This is a genomic window from Glacieibacterium frigidum, assembly GCF_007097155.1.
Classification (GTDB): domain Bacteria; phylum Pseudomonadota; class Alphaproteobacteria; order Sphingomonadales; family Sphingomonadaceae; genus Glacieibacterium; species Glacieibacterium frigidum.
Map to the genome: position 1 here is coordinate 608,711 of NZ_VJWA01000002.1, position 19,718 is coordinate 628,428.

The 19,718-nt window shown below is 65.0% G+C and carries 14 protein-coding genes and 1 pseudogene; 5 read left to right on the forward strand and 10 right to left on the reverse strand.

Features of this window, described 5'->3' with window-relative positions:
* Positions 1-225 precede the first annotated feature (225 nt).
* The 3 genes from FMM06_RS12370 (at position 226) to FMM06_RS12380 (ending at position 7,402) form a co-directional block, all read left to right on the forward strand.
* Entirely contained in the window at positions 226-2,658 is a 2,433-nt protein-coding gene (locus FMM06_RS12370) for a hypothetical protein (protein WP_144237699.1), read from the forward strand.
* 123 nt (positions 2,659-2,781) lie between these two features.
* A complete protein-coding gene (locus tag FMM06_RS12375) occupies positions 2,782-5,205 on the forward strand; it encodes a sensor histidine kinase (RefSeq protein ID WP_185965172.1) in 2,424 nt (807 codons plus the stop codon).
* A complete protein-coding gene (locus FMM06_RS12380; protein WP_144237701.1) occupies positions 5,198-7,402 on the forward strand; it encodes a hypothetical protein in 2,205 nt (734 codons plus the stop codon). Before FMM06_RS12375 ends, FMM06_RS12380 begins: the two co-directional genes overlap by 8 nt.
* Here FMM06_RS12380 and FMM06_RS12385 read toward each other — a convergent pair.
* From FMM06_RS12385 to FMM06_RS12425, 10 genes and pseudogenes are all read right to left on the reverse strand, one after another.
* Complete coding sequence (locus FMM06_RS12385; protein ID WP_144237702.1) at positions 7,399-8,208, reverse strand: phosphoadenosine phosphosulfate reductase family protein; 810 nt, start codon at positions 8,206-8,208, stop codon at positions 7,399-7,401. The two genes, FMM06_RS12380 and FMM06_RS12385, sit on opposite strands and share 4 nt — an antisense overlap.
* Positions 8,205-11,570, reverse strand: coding sequence for a hypothetical protein (locus FMM06_RS12390; RefSeq protein WP_144237703.1), 3,366 nt, complete (start codon positions 11,568-11,570; stop codon positions 8,205-8,207). Before FMM06_RS12390 ends, FMM06_RS12385 begins: the two co-directional genes overlap by 4 nt.
* Positions 11,564-12,493, reverse strand: coding sequence for a DUF4007 family protein (locus tag FMM06_RS12395; protein ID WP_144237704.1), 930 nt, complete (start codon positions 12,491-12,493; stop codon positions 11,564-11,566). Before FMM06_RS12395 ends, FMM06_RS12390 begins: the two co-directional genes overlap by 7 nt.
* A 1-nt stretch (position 12,494) precedes the next feature.
* A complete protein-coding gene (locus tag FMM06_RS12400) occupies positions 12,495-13,622 on the reverse strand; it encodes a cysteine desulfurase family protein (protein ID WP_144237705.1) in 1,128 nt (375 codons plus the stop codon).
* Entirely contained in the window at positions 13,619-14,314 is a 696-nt protein-coding gene (locus tag FMM06_RS12405; protein WP_144237706.1) for a DNA adenine methylase, read from the reverse strand. The genes FMM06_RS12400 and FMM06_RS12405 overlap by 4 nt, the downstream gene beginning before the upstream one ends.
* Before the next feature lie 603 nt (positions 14,315-14,917).
* Positions 14,918-15,562, reverse strand: a complete 645-nt coding sequence (locus tag FMM06_RS12410; RefSeq protein WP_235889299.1) for a dihydrofolate reductase family protein — start codon at positions 15,560-15,562, stop codon at positions 14,918-14,920.
* A gap of 24 nt (positions 15,563-15,586) precedes the next feature.
* Positions 15,587-16,372: a VOC family protein gene (locus tag FMM06_RS12415; protein ID WP_144237707.1), complete on the reverse strand. Its 786-nt coding sequence runs from the start codon at positions 16,370-16,372 to the stop codon at positions 15,587-15,589.
* 23 nt (positions 16,373-16,395) lie between these two features.
* Positions 16,396-16,794 carry a DUF1428 domain-containing protein gene (locus tag FMM06_RS17230; protein ID WP_328591564.1) on the reverse strand — a complete coding sequence of 133 codons (399 nt, stop codon included), beginning with the start codon at positions 16,792-16,794 and terminating at the stop codon, positions 16,396-16,398.
* A gap of 18 nt (positions 16,795-16,812) precedes the next feature.
* Positions 16,813-17,109, reverse strand: a pseudogene (locus tag FMM06_RS17235) (DUF1428 domain-containing protein); the annotation flags it as partial.
* Complete coding sequence (locus tag FMM06_RS12425) at positions 17,106-17,810, reverse strand: glutathione S-transferase family protein (RefSeq protein ID WP_235889300.1); 705 nt, start codon at positions 17,808-17,810, stop codon at positions 17,106-17,108. The pseudogene FMM06_RS17235 and the gene FMM06_RS12425, both read right to left, overlap by 4 nt.
* Positions 17,811-17,997: 187 nt before the next feature.
* On the opposite strand from FMM06_RS12425, the gene FMM06_RS12430 reads away from it, so the two are divergent.
* Both FMM06_RS12430 and FMM06_RS12435 read left to right on the forward strand, forming a co-directional pair.
* Positions 17,998-18,690 (forward strand): winged helix-turn-helix transcriptional regulator, encoded by a 693-nt coding sequence (locus tag FMM06_RS12430; protein WP_144237710.1) that lies wholly within the window; start codon positions 17,998-18,000, stop codon positions 18,688-18,690.
* Between the two features lie 335 nt (positions 18,691-19,025).
* Entirely contained in the window at positions 19,026-19,718 is a 693-nt protein-coding gene (locus tag FMM06_RS12435) for a hypothetical protein (protein WP_144237711.1), read from the forward strand.

Consider the following 19,718-nt stretch of genomic DNA (forward strand, 5'->3'; position numbering starts at 1 on the left):
CTGCTGCCGCGAAGCCAAGCTGAGCAGCTCAGCGCGATTGCACAACGAATGCGTGGCGCTGCGGCGGGCGACGGCTTTTTCTCACGCGCCGGGGCTTTCGCGGACCGATGCAGGTTGCGTCTCGATGCATCACAGTTATTGGTACTCTCTCGGGGGGGCTCGCATCGCAGTGACGAAGGTCGTCTTTTCGCTTGCAAGCTGAAGCGATTGCGGGGGGCGAGGACGATGTCGAAGCGCGGGTTGTTTACGCGATTGCTCGCGGCGCACACCGAGAGTGAGGTCCAAAGCATTCTGGACGCCGAGGGCCTGACGACCGATCCGACCAAGTGGACGCCCTACGGGGACAACGAGTCCTTCTACGGTGTCGTGGAGAATCAGCAGGCCCATCCCGTCCCGGCACTCGTTGAGAAGGTAACCAATGGGATCGACGCGATCCTCGAGAAGAAGGTGCTTCAGGCCGGCCTGGACATACGTTCGCCCGAGGCGCCGAGAAGCGTGCGCGAGGCATTGGATCGCTATTTCCCCAACCACCGCAACTGGGATCTCGGCGACGCGCGCAGCGCTCAGGCCCGCGAGCTCCAGATCGTCGCCAGCGGTCCCCGGCGCGACACGTCGCTCCTGGTCTACGACGACGGCGTTGGTCAGGCACCGAAGGACTTCCCCGGTACGTTTCTGTCACTGCTGCGCGGCAACAAGAACGACGTTCACTTCGTGCAGGGCAAATACAACATGGGCGGGGCGGGGGCGATCGCCTTCTGCGGCGATCTGCGCTTCCAGCTAGTCGCGAGCAGACGCTATGATGGCGCGCACCCACTAGGCTTTACCCTTCTGCGTCGCCATCCGCCGGCGCTGGCGGAAGCGGCCAACCGCAAGAACACCTGGTACGAGTATCTCGTCTTCGACGGCGAGGTCGCGTCGGTCGATGTCGACGAACTGGACATCGGCCTGGACGGCCGGAGCTTTCGCACCGGTTCGCTGTTGAAGATGTATTCCTACCGCCTACCCGAGGGTGCGCGGTCGATTATCTCCCGCGACCTGAACCTCAGCCTCAACGAGTTCCTGTTCGAGCCGGCGCTGCCGTTCCTGACAGTCGACAACAACGAGCGGTATCCTGACAACCGTGCGCCTGTGACGCCGGTCTACGGGTTGAAACGCCGGCTGGAAGCCGACAACGAGACCGTCGAGACTCGCTTCTCCGAGGTTTCGCGAACGGCCGAACTGGGTGAGCTCGGCGTGACGGTATACGTATTCAAGCCGCGGTCGCGTGGCCAAGGGGTCAAGGAGACGAAGCAGTACGTCCAGCGCGAGTACTTTAAGAACGGCATGACCGTGCTGTTCTCGCTGAACGGCCAGGTGCACGGGTCGTACAGCTCGGAATTCGTCACGCGTGCTCTGAGGATGCCGCTGCTCAAGGACTACCTGCTGATCCACGTCGACTGCTCAAACCTGCATCTCTCGGTCCGCAACGAGCTGTTCATGGCTTCCCGCGACCGCCTGAAGGCAGGCGACAAGGCCGATACGATCCGCAAACATCTGCGCGACATGCTGCTCGCGAGCGAATTGAAGGAGATAGCGAAGCGTCGGAAGTCGAGTCTGGGTGTCGACACTGGGGACGCCGGTCAGATGCTACGCGACATGACACGCAACATGCCGATGAACGACGCGCTGGCGAAGATCCTGCGCCAGACGTTCAACATCGCCGAGCAGAGGCCCGGCACCTCGGACAAGAAGCCTCGGCCGAACCCGGAGCGTCCGAAGCGCGCACCGAAGGAGGCGCCGCCCTTCCACCCTCAGCGCTACCCTTCCGCGTTCCAAGCGAAGGGCGGTGACGCGCAGGAGTGCGGGCTGAAGCTCTATCGCCTGCCGGCTGGCGGAAGCAGGACGATCGCGTTCGCGACAGACGTCGAGAACGACTTCTTCGATCGGACGGATGATCCCGGCGACATGTCGCTCGCAGTAATGCGCCCGTCCGCGACCGGCAGCACAGGCGGCGGGAAGCCCGATCCGAGCTCCGAGGGCGATCTGCTCGACGTGGTCCGCACCAGCCCCTCCGAGGGCACCATCCGCGTCGGCGTGCGGGCGAGCGGCGAGACGAAGGTGGGCGACACGATCAAGATGACGGCCACACTTACCAGCCCGCATGGCGACCTTACCGAGACCGTGCTGGTGCGCATCACCGACCCAGAGCGCACGCCGCCGCGGAAGGAGCCCGACGTTGAGCCGCCACTAGGGATTCCCGAGCTCGTGCTGTGCTCGCAAGAGGGCGGTCCCGGTCTGAAGTCGTGGGAGCAGATCGCAGAGGCTGGCATCGAGATGAATCACGACGTCGTGGTCTATCCCTTCGTCGACGAAGACAAGCTCGCGCGCATCTACGTCAACATGCACAGTCGCGTGCTTCGCGAGTTCAACTCTGGTGCACGCTCGCCGGAAGCGGTGGAAGTCGCCGAGCGGCGCTACATCAGCGCCGTCTACTTCCACACGCTCTTCCTGTTCGCGACGACGAAATCCAGGAAGTACGATTTGCGGCGCGGTGGCGATGGCGACGCGGAGGGCACCGATGTGGAGATCGCTGAGTATGTTTCCGACGTCTTCAACTCGTCCTATGCGCAGTTCCTGCTGAACTTCGACACCACGGACCTGATCGATGCAATGGGTTGAAGCTCCTGAGGCGCGGACGAGCGGTCGCTCGACGCCTCTTCTAGCCCTATGCATTGCAGGGAGCGGGCGCCTGAGTGAAGCCGATCAGCTGGTGCGGGCATGTGCGCCGCTTGGGGGATGGGTTTGAACTTCAGGGTCTCGGCGCGGACAATTTTGCACCTCGGATCGGAGCTCATCAGCTCCGACGGCGTCGCCTTTTACGAGCTCATCAAAAACTCGCTGGATGCAAAAGCGAGCCGAGTGACGGTCGATGTCTTCTATCGGCTCGATTACGTCGTCTACTCGGAGATACTTCGGGAGCTCGGCGAAGATCGTGACACCCCGGAAGTACTGCGCGAGCGGTACATCCGTTCGCTTCGACGGCCCCGGACGTGGCAGCAGCTCCGGGACTACGCGCTGGGATCTATCGTCCAGGGCGCCCCTGGGGTCGACCGCCTGGTACGGCGTTTGACCAACGCCAGTACGAAAGCCAGATTCCTGGAGGCACTGCGCGCTGCGAACCAGATCGAGATCGACGACGACGGAGAGGGCATGTCGCTCGACATCCTCCGCGACGTCTACCTGACGATCGGCACCTCATATCGGGCCGACCAGAAGCGAGACCAATACGCAGCCGAGGAGGATGACGAAGTCGAGGCATCCGCTCCCGAGGTAATCCTAGGGGAGAAGGGCCTAGGTCGCCTCTCGGCGATGCGCCTGGGAGACGAGGTACTGGTCGTCACCGGTCAGGCGGGTGACTCGAACTGGAATCAGTTGGAGATCGACTGGAATGACTTCGCCGACGCGGCGAACGACGATCTGGACAGCGTCGAGGTCGAACCGGAGGTCGGCAATGCTAAGGAGGAAGAGGAACGCGGCACCCTGATCCGCATCTCGGCGCTCAAGTCGGAATGGTCGGCCGACAAGCTGGCGGGGCTTGCGATCGAGCAGTTCTCGAAGCTGTCCGACCCGCTTGGCGGAACGCCGGCGCCGCCACTGACTCTCAGATTCAACGATATCGAGGTGGAGATCCCGCGCTTCGCCGACTTCCTGCTCGAACAGGCGCACGGTCGCCTCCGCGCGGCGCTGCACGTCGCCGGCCCGGGTGCTCCACGGATCGAGGGGACCATGGAGTACCTTCTGCACAACCGCAGTCGTCAACTGCGCCTGTCGACGCTCGAGTTGAAGACGACGACGGAGCTGGATGTTCCGACCGTCGAGCGGATCGGCCCCTTCAATCTAGACATGTACTGGTTCAACAGGCGCCTGCTGACGAAGATCGAGGGTATCGGCAACCTGACGGTGGTGCGCCGCATCCTGGCAGAATGGTCCGGCGGCGTGTCCGTCTACCGCGACGGCTATCGCGTGAACCCGTATGGTGGTCCCAACGACGACTGGCTGGACCTGGACCGGGACGCATTTTCGACCAGCGGGTTCAAGCTCAACCGCGGTCAGATCGTCGGCCGGGCGCGGATTACCCAGCGCGGCAACCCCTACCTGATCGACCAGACCAACCGCGAAGGACTGAAGGAGAACCCGGAGAAGCAGGCGTTCGTGAAGGTGCTCAGTGCGGTCATGGAAATCTACCGTCAATACCTCAACGAGATCGACCGGGATGTCGACAGGGCGCGCCGAGTGACCGCCGCCGAGGCGCTCGAGCGCTTCAGCGTTGAGGACGAGCGGTTAGCCTCCCTCCTGCCCGCGCTGGAGGATGCGCTGCGTGGCAGCGAGGACGGCCGCGACCTCACTAGGAAGCTACGCGGCACGATGAGTGAGCTGCGTGCGGCAGCCGAGGTCGTGCAACGGGCGGCTGGCGCGCAGGAGAAGGAGCGTAGCCGCGTGCTTCATCTGGCCAGCATCGGCCTGATGATCGAGAGCTTGGCGCACGAGTTGTACCGGGCGACCTCAGCAGGTCTGGAGACGATCGCGCAGGCGCGGCGGTCCAGCAATCCGGTCAACGCCGGCACTTCGCTGCGCGTGCTGGATAGCCAACTCCGTACCCTCCAGAAGCGGCTGAAGGTGCTTGATCCGCTCAGCACGAACGCGCGCCAGACGAAAGAGGCGTTCGAGCTCGTCGACTGGATCGAGGACATAGTGAACGGCTTCGCCAGCCGTAACGAAGGCCGCCGGATCGCTATCGAGACCAGCGTCCTGCCGGACGACGGGGAACTGAACGTGAAGGCGGTGAAGGGGATGTTCGTCCAGGTCCTGGAGAACCTGCTCACCAATTCCGTGTTCTGGGTTTCCGAGCAGCACAAAGAGCGGGTCCGGCTGAGGATCGCGCGTGACGGCGGGGACGAACCGGTCGGCCGCATAGACGTTGTAGTCGACCTGCCCAGCCGCCGCATCCTCGTCACTGATGACGGGCCCGGCATCCCGCAGGAACGCCGGGAAACCGTGTTCGAACCATTTTTCAGCACGAAGCGCCAGAAGCAGGGCAAGGGGCTCGGCCTCTACATCGCGAGGGAGGTCGCCGAATATCACGGCGGCACGCTCACGCTCGGCGCGGCCGACGAGCACGGCCAGATACACTCCGTCATCTTCGAGATTGGGAACGTGGATGTCTAAGACAGCGATCGGCGATGACGACGAGCCGAAGAAGCCGCCCGAGAAGCAAGCCGAAACGCCGCGTGTAGCGCCGTCCAAGCGAGAGAAAAGCGACGAGGCCGAGCCGGCTGTGATTGCGGGATCAGATGCTTTAATCGTTGAGAGCGCTGACGCGCAGGGCGGTGCGCTGCCGGAAGCGGTCGGGATAACTGACGCAGAGCAATGCCCCGGTGCCGCAGCGGCTGATGATGCAGCTGAAGCAGACGTCGCCACGCAGGAGGACACGTCCCCGGCGCCGCCCCCATGGAGCGGATTGACGGTGGCGATCATCGACGACGCGATGCATCCGCCCAGACTCGACCGGTTGGATCCCGCGGACATTGCTTCGGTAAGCGCCCTTCTCTCTACAAATTCGGAAGTGCTCGACGAACTCAGGGCACTCGGTGTCGACGGAGGCGCTTCCGTGGACGAGCGTCTTCGAGCGCTGGCCGAGAGTGACGAGCCCCTTCTTTCGTTGGCTAAGCTCGGCGCCGCATCCCGGGACGCGACTCGTATGGTGGAAGAGCATCGTTCGTTCCGGCGGCTCCGCGCGATCCTGGAAGCGGAGGTGCAAGACGTCGCGGTGTGCGACCCGTTCAACCAGCTGCCGGATCTGTCGCGGCACAATCTAATCCTGCTAGATTATTTTCTCGAGGGACCCGCCGGAGGGCGGACGTTGTCGGTCGCCGTTGCCAACGCTCTGCGCGCCCAGGCCAACCGCGAATCCGATCAGCAGATCGTGCTGATGTCATCACTGGAGACAGTTCGCGACGCTCGTGGCGATTTCCGTTCGGAAACCGAATTGACGGGGTCGGCCTTCGCGTTTGTCGGCAAGCCCGATCTAAACGAGCCTTGGAAGGTGAAGGCTCACTTGGGAATGCTTGAGCGTGCACGGCCATATGCCCCCGCCTTCAACGACTATCGCGCTGGCTTGGACGACGCTCTTTCGAAGGCGCGCGAGGAACTCCTCAAGCTGGTCGACGACCTGGACATAGGCGACTACGCCTTCCTACAAAGCCGCGCGCTTATGAAGGATGGCCACCCTCTGGGTGACTACGTCTTTTGGCTGCTCTCGTCCCAGCTGATGGCGCTCGCTTTCGAGCGCGACGAGATGCGGACCCGGCAGCGCGCGCTGGACGCGCTGGAGTTCGTCGGCGCGCCATTCGCGGCGACTGAGCCTTCAACCGTCGTCGCAAATCTGCTGCACAGCGCGCTCGTGTCGCGGAACATGGGACCTCTTGGCCCTCACCCCCGAGCGAAGACCGACAGCGCCTACGCCGCGTTCCCCTTAGTGCAACTCGGCGACGTCTTCCTAGATGAGGGCCGCACGAAGGCCGTCGTCGTGATGAGTGCCGATTGCGACCTGGCGTTCTCCCCAATGCCCGATCGGGAACCCGACGCGGACACGCCTGTCATGTTATTGCCCGGCGTACCCGTCAAGATGAAGGACGCCAAGGACGGGCCCGACCCGAACACCGACGGCCTACTACATAGGGAAGAGGTCTATCGGATAGTCTGGGACCTCGCGAAGTATCGAGCCGTGCCGCTCGGCCAGTTGAACGAGTGGTTCCAAAAAGAGGGCTACGACGTCTCGAACCGCGATCGACTGCGACCCCTTTTTGCTTTGAAGCTGCAGCAGGAGTTCGGGGCGCACCTCATGCGGGTGGGTCCACCGATCCTTCCGCCGACGACCGTCGGTGTTGGCGGACGCATGATCGTCTGCACTCCGGAAAAGACGGAGGTTGGCGAGTTCACGCCGGACGAGCTCATGGTCACGCGCTTGAAGGGGTCTGTATGGCTCCGCGTGACGACCAGGATAGCGGGAGCGCTGCGGGTCCAATGCGAAGCACTGCGCAGCGACATGGAGGAGCAACGCGACGCCGCGCCGCCCAAGAAAAAGGGTGATTGGCAGCGGAAAATCGATGCTTTGTCGAAGGAGCTCGACAACGACGACTACTGGATTGGCCTGCTGGAGAACATGGAACTCAATGCCGTGGGCAGTGTGAAGACAGTCGGGCCGATCGGCGTGGTTGTCGGTTGCGATTGGACCGACAACAAGATGCGCGTCGTTCTGGAGGTCGCCGAAGCCGCTCCACCCCGACGCGGGCGCGGCCGGCAGGCCGGCCCCCAAGACGTTCCGACACATAGCGAAACCAGCTCAGTGAGCGCCGCCGCCTAGAGAGTGCAGATGAGGCAGGCCTCGTCGTCTGCTTCATCAGTGCGCTCGGCTCTCGAGAACACCTGCTCGAGCGTCAGATTGTCGCCTCGCACCTCCTTCGCGAGTTGCCGGCGGCGATGCTCGTCCTTGATCGACTGCATCCGTTCCGGACGCTCCAGCTCTTCCAGACTCTCGCGCTCGCTCCAAGTGAAGGTGTTCCCGCTGCCTTCGTACACCTGCTCGTAGGCCTTCGCCTGGTCGTAGAGGTCCGGATAGGTCTCCTTTAGCCTGACCCATTCGATCTTCTGCTGGTAGAAGCAGAAGAAGCATCCCGACCGGCTGCGGCCCCACTTGGTGTACGGCGGCATGCCGACGCCCGAGACGCGCAGGATCTCCTCGATGTCCGGCAGCTTGAGGCCGTCCTCCTGGAATGGGTAGACGGGCGTGATGTTCGGCTTGTGGCTGATGTAGCCCGACCGGTTCTCGTCGGCGCGCAGTCCCACGTAGTTGAGCACCGGGTCCTCGCCGATGAAGTTCTCGAAGGGCTTCAACTTGAGCATCTTCGTGCACCAGCGGCGGTGGTTCGACGGGATCATCCCGCCGTACACGTCGAGCCAGTGGTCGAAGCCGAGCTCGGCGTTGAGCCGGTTGACCCGAACCCCCAGATAGTCCTCGATCCGCTCGAGGTACTCGTAGGTCTCGTTCAGCTCCTTTCGGGTGTCGGAGAAGATGTACTCCATGTTCGGGACGCGGTCCCGCATGTAGATCGCGAGCGCGGCGGAGTCCTTGCCGCCGGACAGGCTCAGGACGTGGCGCATCTTGGTCATGCCTTCACCTTCGCTTCCCTCTCGTCGATAAGTTCGCCGAGCAGTTCCGCCAATACGCCCGCCGGATCGTCGACGCCGGCCAGTGATCGCCGTACGCGATCGGCCTGCTTGGGGTCCACCCGGCCGGTCTCGACGACCAGCGCACGCTCGTCGCCGGAGGTCTCAACCATGTGCAGGCTGATCATCTGAGTCCGTCGCTTGGCCGCCCGCTCTTTGAGGAACAGCCATCGCGAGAGACGGCCCGCCATCTCGCGCGCCTTGAACGAGAAAATGTCCAGCGACCCGTCGTCCCAGTTCTCGATGCGCCGGCCGGCGATGAGGCCGGCGATGCCGTCGAGCCAGCGGCCGTCGGCCACTTCCCCTGCGAGCGCGCGGTCGACGAACTGCCGGAGCGGGTAGTCGGTTAAGTCGGTCCTGAGTGTGCCGAACTCGATCTCCATCCGCGTCCGGACAGCTGCCGCGTCGCGTTGCCCGAATGCCGACGCGAGCGAGGCGGCGGCCAGCCTGCGCCGGGTTGGATCGACGTCCGAAAGCTCCTCCAAGGTCGCCGACAGGCATTCCACGTAGGCCACCGGGTCGATGCGCCCGTTGGCGTCCACGGCCCCGCACGCCCGCGGAAGCTGGTCGAAGAGGGTGTCGAGAGGATCTCGGGCCTTGGCGAGCGCCGTGCGCACACGCTTGGCGGGCGGCGAGACCCGCTCGCTGATGCGTGCGTTCTCGGGTAGCCGCGCGAACCACCGGTAGAGGGCTTCGACGATCGACTTCACCTCGGCGGTAGGTCGTGGCACTCCCGGCGGGAAAGCCAGGCCTTCGGCCAGCCGCTCCAGCACTTCGATGCGCTCGTCGCCGCCGCCGATCGAGCGCAGCGCGAAGTTGCCTGGATTCTTCGCGAGCCGCATGAAGTGCGCGGGCGTCAGCTCCGGCACGAAGCTGTTGCGTTCCATGAGCGCGATCTCGCGGCGGTGGTGCAGCATGAACGCCGTTATCAATAGCAGCGATGGTCCCGCCCGTAGACCCCAAGGAGCTTCCGCCAAGAGTCCGGCGACGGTGTCGAATGCCACCGGCGTGCCGCTCTCTAGGATCTTGCCGAGCCGGTCCCAGACCGGCCGCCAGCGCAACTCGTGCCCGGGCACCGGAGGTGCGAACGCCCAGACGCCCGGGGAGACTTCCCGGTGCATCCCGCTCGCCGCAAACATCGACAGGTGGATGGTGCGCTCCGGCGGCGCACCCGTGAGACCGAGCATCGGCTCGGCCTGATGCTGGAGCATCCTCTCGAGCAGCCGCATCCGCGCACTCGCTATTGCCGTCGACAGCTTAGACCTATTCACGAGTTCATTGCGCAACACGGGCGCGAGGTCAAAGTCGTCGTCGCAGATCTCGCTGATCAGGCGGCTGAGCGCCGCCCGGCCATCGACCGCCACGACCACGCCGTTCCGGAGCCAGTCGTGGCCTTCCGGTTCAGAGATGGCGGCGAACGCTTCGGCCATCCCGCTCTCCGCCTGCGCGATGCGCGCCGCGACCTCCGCCCTCGCCAGCTCGTCGACGCGCAGTTCGGCGCAGTGCTCCTCGACCCAGCGCCAACGGCACAACCGGTTCGCCCACTCCAGGTCGCCCGGCGCGACGGCGTGGATGTGCAGCAGTGCGCGTGGTCCCGCGTCGCGCGAAAGGCGCAGAGCTAGCTCCCGGACCTGTGCGATGTCGTCCTGCGGGTGAAGGGCCAGGACCGTGACCACCCCGTCATGACCAGGCGGGATGGCTATCGGCGTGTCGTCCGCCGCAGATCGCAGGGTCACTGCGAACGCGCGCAACGTGCCCTGCCGCTGATAATGGGCGTGGGCGACCAGGGGCCGGACGGACGGCAGTGTCGCGAGCGCCTGATCCAGGCGGTCGGTCGACGGAACGCGGACGCGCGCCTCGTCGAGCCAATGGTCTAGGTCGACGCTGGAACGGGACCACAGGCTGAAGTCGCCGGATTGCGGGCGCCGGTAGAGCATGCCCTGCTTGACGAGATCCTCGAGCGCGGCTGCCGTGACGTCCTCGGGAACGCCCAGGCACCACGCCAGCGACGCCGGCGTCGCCCGCAGCGACTGGATCGGTTCCAGTGTGGCCATCAGCACCACGCATCGCATCACCGCGGCTTCTTCGCTGCCCGGCTCCAGCTGCGCCACCGCGTCCAGGCCGAGCTGCCACCGGCGTTCGCGGTCGGCTGAGCCGAACCTGATCGCACCTTGGTCGGCCAGGTAGTCGAATAGCCTCGGCAGCCGGTACCACCCGTCGGGGCCGTACGGCGTTTCGCGAGCGAAGCGCTGGAACCCCCTGGGCTCGAGCGTCTGAAGGAAGCCGAAGATGGAGCGCTCATTCTGGCCGAGGCGACGCGCGGCGACGGTCAGGGCGGCAAGCGTGGCGGGGTGGAGCGGGAACAGGTCGGCGGCCGCACAGCGGACATCCGCCGGATCGCCCCCGAGCGCACCGTGGTCGAACGCGTCGGCATAGGCGCGACGGGAGGCCTCGACGACCGCACGCGTGTGGCCGGATCCGGCGTCGAGCGCGCCAGCCACCAGGTGCAGCGTCTGCTCCAGGCTGTCGCCGAAGGCGATCTCCTCGTACCTGTCGGCGGACCGCGTCCATTCGGCCTCGACCACCCCGCCCATCGCGGCGACGTATTCCGCAAGACGGTGGTGTAGCACCCCGACGACGGCGAGTGGCGGGCCGCCCCCGCCACCGGCGCGCTCGGCCAACTGTTGGAAGACCGAGGGATCTTCCGACCTGGGGTTCGCCGCCGCGTGCTCGACGTATCGGCCCATCTCGTCGACAAGCAGGAGCGTGCGTCGGCCATCGACGCTGAGTGTCGCCTGTGCGAGCTGGTCGAGCATGTCGACCGCTGAACGCGCCCGAAGGCCCGGGTCCGCGTCGCCGCCTGCCTGCGCGGCCTGAGCCGCGATGTCGCCCAAACCGAGGTCCGTCGCATGCTCGCGTACCGCGGCCAGCAGGTCCGAGGAGAAACTCGTCCGGCGGCCGCTCATCGCGATCACCGCATGCCGGGGAAGTTTCGCCGTCGGGGCCAGGCCCGCGGTGGCGGCGATCGCCGCTGCGCTCTCGTCGCCGCTGGCGAGGCGGCAAAGCAGCAGCGCGAACGAGGACTTGCCGCTTCCGTATGGGCCCGTGATCCGGAACGCCCGCTGCGTCGACGTCGGTGAAAGACCCTCGGCGAGCCGCACCAGCGCCGATCGCGCGGAAGCTGTGACGACGTAACCGTCGAGCGCGGCGGGATCGCCCAGGTCCCGCACCACGTCGGTCGAGCGCACGTAGCGCCGTGAAAGCGAGACGCGGTCGGCGATGGTCCCTGGAATCGCGCTCACCATGCCAGTCTCTCCAGTTCTTCGGGGCCCTCTGCCTTGGTCGAGACGAGCTCCAGTCCGCCGATGCCGTCGCCTCGGAGGGCGAGCCGATCGGAATGGTCGCAGATCCGCTCCAGAAGCCCGTGCATCGTCGCCTCGTCCAGTCGGTAAACCGACCCCGGTGAAACCCGGTCCAGCATGATCGACCGCATCGTCAATGCGGACGAGCCGGGGGCGGTCCCCCGCCAATGGTCCGCAAGCGCGAAGGCGAGCGTCCTCCAGTCCAGGCCGCCCTTGCAGCCACGGTTCAGCCGGATCGTCGGCACACCACCCGGAGTGGCGGTGCGCAGCAGATCGAGTTCCTGGAAAGGCGAGCCGAGCGTGTCCTCGAGGACGGCCGCGCTGCGATCAGCCGACGCGTCGTAGGTCTTGATCAGCATGTCCAGATGGGCCGCGGCTGTCCCCGCGTTGACGCCTCCACGGGTCTCCATCGAGGAGGCGGTGATCAGCTCGAGCAGCCGCCGCCGCGCAACCTCCGCATCCGTGACCGAGAGGAAGGCGGCTGTCCATGCCCCCAGCCCACCGTGCACCGTGATCTGCCAGTGGAGGCGCCACAGCGATCCGATGTCCTCCAGAAACGGGTCGGCGCCTAGGTCCGGGTCGAGCAGCCGGCGGCCGAATCCGGTGGGGCGTACGACACGCCCCTCGGTGCGGGTGACGCCGAAGGCGTCTCCCCAGAACCGGATGGAGCGAACCATGTTCTTCCCCAACCCGAGCATGAGGATCGCGCGCTCGTCATCCACGAAGATCTCGGGGTCGTGCATTACGGCCTCGTACACCTTCGGAAGCCATCCATAGCGAACGGCGAATGACTCGTGGCCCGAAAACACCCTGGCCCTGCCACGGTCCCGGGCTGACGTTCCGGGGCGCTCCATCACATCCGTCATTTCAACCGACTTTCCTGGATGACACAGACCGGAGCGTCGTTACGGCCTGGCAGACGACCGATGCCGCCGTGGCCACCTCCTCCGGCGTGGTGTGCCGCCCGAACCCGACACGTATGGTGCCTTCCGCGATCTCGGGATCCGCGATCGCGGAGAGCACGTGCGAAACGCCGATCGCGCCGGCGCTGCACGCGGACCCCGTCGAGATCGCCAACTGCGGGACGCTGGCCACCAGGACGTCGGCGTCGAGACCGGGGAATGCAACACTCAGGTTGTGCGGGACGCGCCGATCGGTGGAGCCGTTCACGACGAGCCACGGGTGCACCTGCCGCAGAGCACTCAGGAATTGCGCGGAGAGAGCTGCGGCGTGATGGGCGTCGCGCTCCATCTCCTGCATCGCAATGTGGCACGCCGCGCCAAATCCGACCGCAAGCGCGGTCGCGACGGTGCCCGCTCGGACGCCGCGTTCCTGGCCTCCCCCGGTGACGACCGGCCGTGGTTGCAACAGCCCCCGCCAGATCAGCGCGCCCATCCCCTGCGGTCCATAGACCTTGTGCGACGACAGCCAGGCCGCACGCGCGTCCCACGCTTCGAGATCGACTCGGACGCGTCCGGCCGCCTGCGATACGTCCGTGAACAGGGCGACGTCGGCCAGGCGACACGCCGCGGCGATCTCAGGGAGCGGCTGCACCGTCCCGATCTCGTTGTTGACCGCCATGACGATCGCGACGTCGCGACCTTCGAGGTCTTCGGCGAAATCGTCAACATCGAGGACGCCATCCGGCCCGATTCTTGCCGTCGTAACGTCCAGTTCGGTCGCCCTTGCGACGAGCGTCTCCACGACGCAGGCGTGTTCGATGGGACTCACGAGCACCCGCGATCCCGAGGGTAGTGCACGGATCGCGATGTTGGCCGCCTCGGTCGCGCCTGCGGTGAAAAAGAGTTCATGGGCTTGCGCACCGACCAGCGCCGCGACCTGGCCGCGAGCCGTTTCGACCGCCTCCGCCGCGGCGCGTCCAATAGCGTGTGTGGCGTGGGGGTTCGAAGGTCGCGACAGCCAAGGCATCATCGCTTCCAACACGCGGAGATCCAAAGGCGTCGTCGCCTGGTGATCGAGGTAGATCGCCGTCATGGTGCTCGCCTCCCGACCGCCTGCTTCAGTTCGTCGGGGAAGGCGTCGACCAGATCGGCTAAGATCGCGTTCCGCTCCAACGCCGGAGCACGCTGCAGCTTCCTGACGTGCGAAGTCCGCCTGCGCCTAAGCGCCTCACGTTCCCGGAAGTCGATGCCGAGGTGATCGTAGTCGTGGAGCACGGTCGGCGGAGCGAAGTTGGTCCACGCCCGCTCGGTGACGGCTCCCATTTGCGTGCAGTTCACGTAGTCGACGGCATGCCAGCCGGGAAGCGCGGCGTCGTACGCCGGGCTGGGATAGCCAGTGATGATCACTTTGCACCGGAGCTCCACCAGGACGGCGAGTAGCCGCGCATGGTCCGCGGCCGTGTAGTCGCAGCGATAGCATCGCGCGCGCCGCCGGCTCTCGGGCCAGTATGGCGGATCGCAGAATACCATCGCCGCCGGGCCGGGCGGATGTTCGACCAGGTAGGACGCGGCATCGCCGAGCACGAGTTCGATCATTGGATCGCCGCGCTCCCGCCAACGGGCGATCACCCGGTCGTCCGCGTCGATGCCGATGTTTCGGGCCGCGCGTCGCTTCTTTAGCATCACTGCCCCGCCGCCGAGATGGGTCTCTATGAAAACGTCATGCGGCGGCATCAGGTTGATCAGCCTCTGGTAGGCCCGTCCTTTTCCGCCGGGATAAGTCATGCGACCTTCATCGCATGTTCTTGCGATGAAGGCAAATCGAAGCGACGCGGATTTATGATCGCTGGCGTCTGGCGCATGTCCCGCGTCGGTCGCGCTTACGCGGCGGTCTTCGCATCGCTTCGCAGGACACTTTCGAACCAACTTGCCGGGCCTTGGCAAGGCGTTAGCGCGCCGGCCATATGGGAGGCCGATAACTCGCTATGTCCTCATTGACTGTCTAGGCGCAGCGCTGGCTATATCCGCTCTCGCGATTCATCGGCCGATTGCCACCAGCCAGCAAACAGCCCGATTGAGCCAAATACCGCACCTGAACGAACGAGTGGTTTCGGGAGGCCGCCTGAGCGACGTGAATGTCCGGGTATGGGTCACAGCGGTCGATACTAGCGGCCGTTAATCACGCAGGCCGCTCTTTACCGCGCGGCGATCTGCTGCGGGTCGTAGATGTCGAGAAGCGCCAATCCGCTGGCCATCTAAACTGCTATCGGGTGAGGTATGGCAGGTTAGGTGGTATACGCGTGCGTGAGCTTCAAAATTTCCTGTCTAGTTTGAGCCTGTTTTAAAGTTAACAGGTCGACCCCAGCTCCGTCACGCGCTCGGCTGTGGTCACCACGTCCCCGCAACTATTCGCCTCTGCCGCTCTTCCTCGCTTGCACTCGTGCTCGGAACTGGCACTTCGGGCGGATAGGGTGGCAGCGCGCCGCAAAGTTCGTAGGTCGCGATCACAACGCCTGTGGCTGTTATCTTGTGGTCGATCATCCTGAGCCGGCCGGCAGGTGTGTCGCTGCCTAGCAGGCGCTTGCCATTTCCCAGGGTCAGCGGGAAGATCATCAGCGTCAGCCGGTCGAGCAAGCCGGCGGCGATCACGCCCGGATAGATCGTGCCCGATCCCTGGATGATGAGGTCGGGCCCGTCGCTGCGCTTGAGCGACGCGACGTCATCGATGCTCCGCAGACGATGTCTGTTCGCCCATTCGAGCGGCTGATTGCCGTGTGTCAGCACATGTTTCCCTGCGCGGGTAAACGCCTCGCCCATGACCGCGTCTTCGCCCTGCACATAAGGCCAGAAGGCCGCGAAGATGTCGTAGGTGCGGCGCCCGAGCAGGAGTTCATATTCGCCGCTGAAGAGCGAGCCGACCGCCTCGCCGACTTCGTCGTCCCACAATTTGAAGACCCAACCGCCGTCGTCGAAACCGCCGGTCGGGTCTTCGGTAGGTCCACCCGGCGTGCACGACGCCGTCGAGGGAGACAAAGGCGGATCCCGTGATTTTGCGCATCAGCCTTGGCCGCGTGCGCCGACGACGCCGATCTCGAAGCCCTGGGCGTCGGTCAGGTTGGCAGAATAGTCGCCGCCAGGGATTTCGTCCGGTCCCTGGATGAGCGTGCCACCCCCGGCCTTTGCAGTCTCGATCGCGGCGTCGATGTCGGAAACGAGGATGTACCAGTTCCACCGCGCCTTGGCGCCAGTAGCGACGCTCGACATCACCGCGCCTGGACAATCGTCCTTGGCGCGGCCGATGAAGCTGTACTCGCCCAGCTCGCCCATCGGCATGCCGCCTTGCTTCGACCAGCCGAACAGCGCGGAGTAGAAGTCGATCGCGGCGTCGGGGTCGGGCGTGGCGAGCTCGATCCATACGCCGTGACCGTGATTGCCGGCACCCTGCTTGAATGCCTGACTGTCCTCCGGGCTGGCCCCTTTCATGATCGAGAAGGTCACGCCCTGCGGATCGCTGCAGACGGCGAAGCGGCCGACCTGGGGAATGTCCATCGGGCCGAAAATGACCGCTCCGCCGAGCGACTTCACGGCATCCGTCATCGCGTCGACGTCGTCGCTGGCGAAATAGATCGACCATCCCCCCTGGCCGGCAGGCATGCCGGCCGGCGGGGTCATCAATCCCGCAACCCCCGTCGTGCCGGGACCGGCGAGGCGATAGCCGCCATGCTCGGGCGTCGGCGAGGGGGCGACCGACCAGCCGGTCACCGCGGTGTAAAATTTCTGGGCGGCGTCTTGGTCGGGCGTTGTGAGCTCGAACCAGATCGGGGTACCGTTTGCATTCGCCATAGTGTCTCTCCCAACGGTGACGATTACTGGCTCAGGATCGGCTGAAAGCCGCCCCAGAACATGCGTGTGCCGTCGAAGGGCATGTCGGCCCCAGGCTTCATGCGATCGTCGGCCATGACCTTTTCCCAGCCCGCGTCGCGGGTCGCCTTGTCGGGCCATTCGATCCACGAGAAGACGATCGTCTCATCGTCCGCCGCCTTGGTCGCGCGCTTATAGTCGGTCTGCTTGCCGTCGGTGACGTCGTCACCCCAAGCCTCAACCACGCGCACCGCACCGAATTCCTGGAACACGCCCGCCGCCTTCTCGGCCATCGCGCGATAGGCCTCCTTGTTTTTTGTAGGCACTGGGACGACGAAACCATCGACATACCCGCCCTGGCCATTGCCCTGATCGACGATGGCATCAAACCCTGCGTAGATCATGCGGCTGCCGTCGAACGGCATCGCCTTGCCCATTTCCGCCATGCGAGGATCGGCCATCATCTTCGCGACGGCGGTATCGCGCGTTGCCTTGTCGGGATATTCGAACCAACTGAACACGATCGTCTCGTCGTCTTTGGCCTGCACCGCGCCATAGAAGTCGGTGACCTTGCCCTTCGGCACGTCGTCGCCCCAGTTCTCGGCCATGCGCGCGACACCCAGTTCCGCGAACAGCGCTGCGGCGTCCCGAGCATGCTTGATGTAGGCGTCCTTGTTGGCGGTCGGCACCGCCGTCACGAATCCCTCGACGTAGGTCATGCGCTCTCTCCCTCGGATGTTTTCATCTTTGCTTCCCACTCGGCGAAGCCCGGCGGCGGCGAGCCCGTGAAGCCCGCCATCTGGGCCGCCAGCGCGCGCTGGAACGCCGGCCGCGCTTCGCCTCGCGTGACATAATCGGCGAGCGTCGGATGCTCGGACAAAAGCGGGTCGTCGCGGATGATGCGCAGCACCGCGACCATCAGCAGGTCGCCCGCACTGAAGTCGCCGTCGAACCAGTCGTTTTCGCCGAGACGCGAGGCGACATCCTGCAGCCGCTCGCGGATGCGCTGCTCGACCGACGGGCGGCGTGGCTTGGACCAGGGCTTGTCGGCCTCGAACAGGTCGACGAACGACAGGTCCATCACCGGTGGCTCGACGGTGTTGAGCGCTGCGAACATCCATTCGACGGCACGCGCGCGGGCAGCGGCGTCGGCCGGAAGCAGACCGCCGCGTGTCGTGGCGATGTGGTGGACAATCGCGCCAGACTCGAAGAGCGTGAGCTCGCCTTCCTCGAGGGTCGGCACCTGCCCGAACGGCTGGCGCGCGCGATGATCGGGGTGCTTCTGCTCGCCCTGCGACAGGTAGCGAACGTCATAGGGCTGCCCCACCTCCTCCAGTGCCCAGCGGACACGCAGGTCGCGCACTTGCCCTTTTGCAAAGTCGGGCACCCAGTCGAATGCTGTGATGACGGGACGGGTCACGATACTCTTCTCCTTGGAAACGCTCAGCAGGACGCAACGTGAAAGCGGGAGGCGGCACGGCCGGTGCAAACTTGCACGCGGCGATTGCGGACAGGGTCTCGAAGATCGATCTTGGCCATCGCTCGCTCCTTTCATCCGGCCTCGAATCACCTACTTATCTTAGTGACGACGACACTTAGAAAAAACAATGGCTCAGTCAGAAAAAGTAACCAGCAAACGGCGAGACGTTGCAGATCGCCGGTATGACGACGCCTGCGGCACCGCTTTCGCGCTCGAATTGCTCGGCGAGCGCTGGACGCTGCTGATCATGCGCGAGCTGATGTTCGGGGCACGCCGCTTCGGCCAAATCCGCGCCCAACTGCCGGGGATCAGCGCCAATGTGCTCGCCCAAAGGTTGGAAAATCTGGAGGCGGCGGGCGTTTTGAAGCGGCGCAAGCTGCCGGCACCCGCCTCGGTGCCGGTCTACGAACTCACCTCATGGGGCTATGAGAGCGAACCGATCATGCAGACGATGGGCCGCTGGGCGGTACGCTCGCCCGACCACGACGCCAGTCTGCCATTGTCGCCTGCCTCATTGATGATGTCGCTGCGCACGATGCTGGACGCAGCCGGCGCGAAAGACCTTCGCATGACGGTCGCCTTTCGCCTAGCGGATGATGCCTTCGTCGCCAAGCTTGCCGATGGTCGATTGGACATCGAGCGCGGTGACGGTGAAGCCGACCTGATCTTTGCAGGCGAGCCCGAGGCGCTGGCAGGCCTGATCTACGGCGAAGTGCCGGTGGCCGAACTCGAGAGGATGGGCGTCCTTGCCGTCACGGGTGATCGATCGCTGATCGCGCCCTTCAATGCACTCTTCAACCTGCCGGCGAAGTTCGCGTGACCGACGGGGTAGACGGTTCGGGAATGACCGAGACGATCAAGAACTACGCCGTCGATGTGTGGGTTCGCGTCGCTGCCAGTAGTGTTGCGCGCCGCTGCGCGGATAGCCGACGTCAGCTTTTGAGCCGACACCTAAGCGACCGGCTATTGGCGCGGTTAACAGCGAGCGCTGTGCCTGTACGGATGTCTGGTTCTGGGCAGGGTCAGTACCGCTCTGAATGTTCGACATTGGGTCTCCGCAGCCATCGGCTATCTGACGGATGACGGTCACGCGTCTCCCAAAAGCCAGACTGCGCCCCCCGAATCAGGTTTGATGGATGGCGCACTGCAGGTCGAATGAAACCTGCACCCGCTCCTTGTCTGCCCAAGCAACTGGACAGCGACCTCCATGCCCTTGCCGAGGGTCTCATTGCTAGCCTCGACGGTGAGACCCGGTTATTGTCGCTGGAACGGGCCAGGCTCGACTCGCTGATCCAGGAAGCGGAAACCGCACAGCACCGGCGCGTTCGTCGCAGCGCTCGCGACCGCGCCTGTTACCGGGTGGGGTCGGCCTTCGAACCTGGCGACGGGCTCGGGCTTGATGATGTGAGTCTGACGGGGCTGGACTATCTGGGGCGGTACGGCGTCGCGCTGCTCGTCGGGGTCGCGCTCAACAATCCGGGGGCAAGGAGCCTCAGCCAGCTGCTGGCACGGCTATTCGCGTCCCAGGCTGGGCCGCTTATCCGTAGCTGGGGCGCATACGCACGCTGGCATTGGATGCAGGAGCTGTATGTAGCGGAGACGACGACCTTTCTGGCTTCGCCAGCCGGACGCGATCCAAAGGCCACCTGGCGGCGAGGGTCGGCGACAGCCAGGCAGACCTTTTTGATCGAGGAGATCGCCCGCGTGTTGGCGGTCACTGCTCCGCGATCGATGCTCAGAGGCGAGGCGTTCGACTGGATCATGGCGCGTGGCGGCAACCCTCGCTGGAAAGCAGCACCGCCAGTGCCGGATTTGCCAAGCCTGGGTGGCCCGGCACGACCGCAATAG

Coding starts and splice junctions, on each gene's coding strand:
- FMM06_RS12370 (WP_144237699.1), top strand. CDS start 226: ATGTCGAAGCGCGGGTTGTTTACGCGATTGCTCGCGGCGCACACCGAG.
- FMM06_RS12380 (WP_144237701.1), top strand. CDS start 5,198: ATGTCTAAGACAGCGATCGGCGATGACGACGAGCCGAAGAAGCCGCCC.
- FMM06_RS12385 (WP_144237702.1), bottom strand. CDS start 8,208: ATGACCAAGATGCGCCACGTCCTGAGCCTGTCCGGCGGCAAGGACTCC.
- FMM06_RS12390 (WP_144237703.1), bottom strand. CDS start 11,570: ATGGTGAGCGCGATTCCAGGGACCATCGCCGACCGCGTCTCGCTTTCA.
- FMM06_RS12395 (WP_144237704.1), bottom strand. CDS start 12,493: ATGACGGATGTGATGGAGCGCCCCGGAACGTCAGCCCGGGACCGTGGC.
- FMM06_RS12400 (WP_144237705.1), bottom strand. CDS start 13,622: ATGACGGCGATCTACCTCGATCACCAGGCGACGACGCCTTTGGATCTC.
- FMM06_RS12405 (WP_144237706.1), bottom strand. CDS start 14,314: ATGACTTATCCCGGCGGAAAAGGACGGGCCTACCAGAGGCTGATCAAC.
- FMM06_RS12415 (WP_144237707.1), bottom strand. CDS start 16,372: ATGGCGAATGCAAACGGTACCCCGATCTGGTTCGAGCTCACAACGCCC.
- FMM06_RS17230 (WP_328591564.1), bottom strand. CDS start 16,794: ATGATCTACGCAGGGTTTGATGCCATCGTCGATCAGGGCAATGGCCAG.
- FMM06_RS12430 (WP_144237710.1), top strand. CDS start 17,998: ATGGCTCAGTCAGAAAAAGTAACCAGCAAACGGCGAGACGTTGCAGAT.
- FMM06_RS12435 (WP_144237711.1), top strand. CDS start 19,026: ATGAAACCTGCACCCGCTCCTTGTCTGCCCAAGCAACTGGACAGCGAC.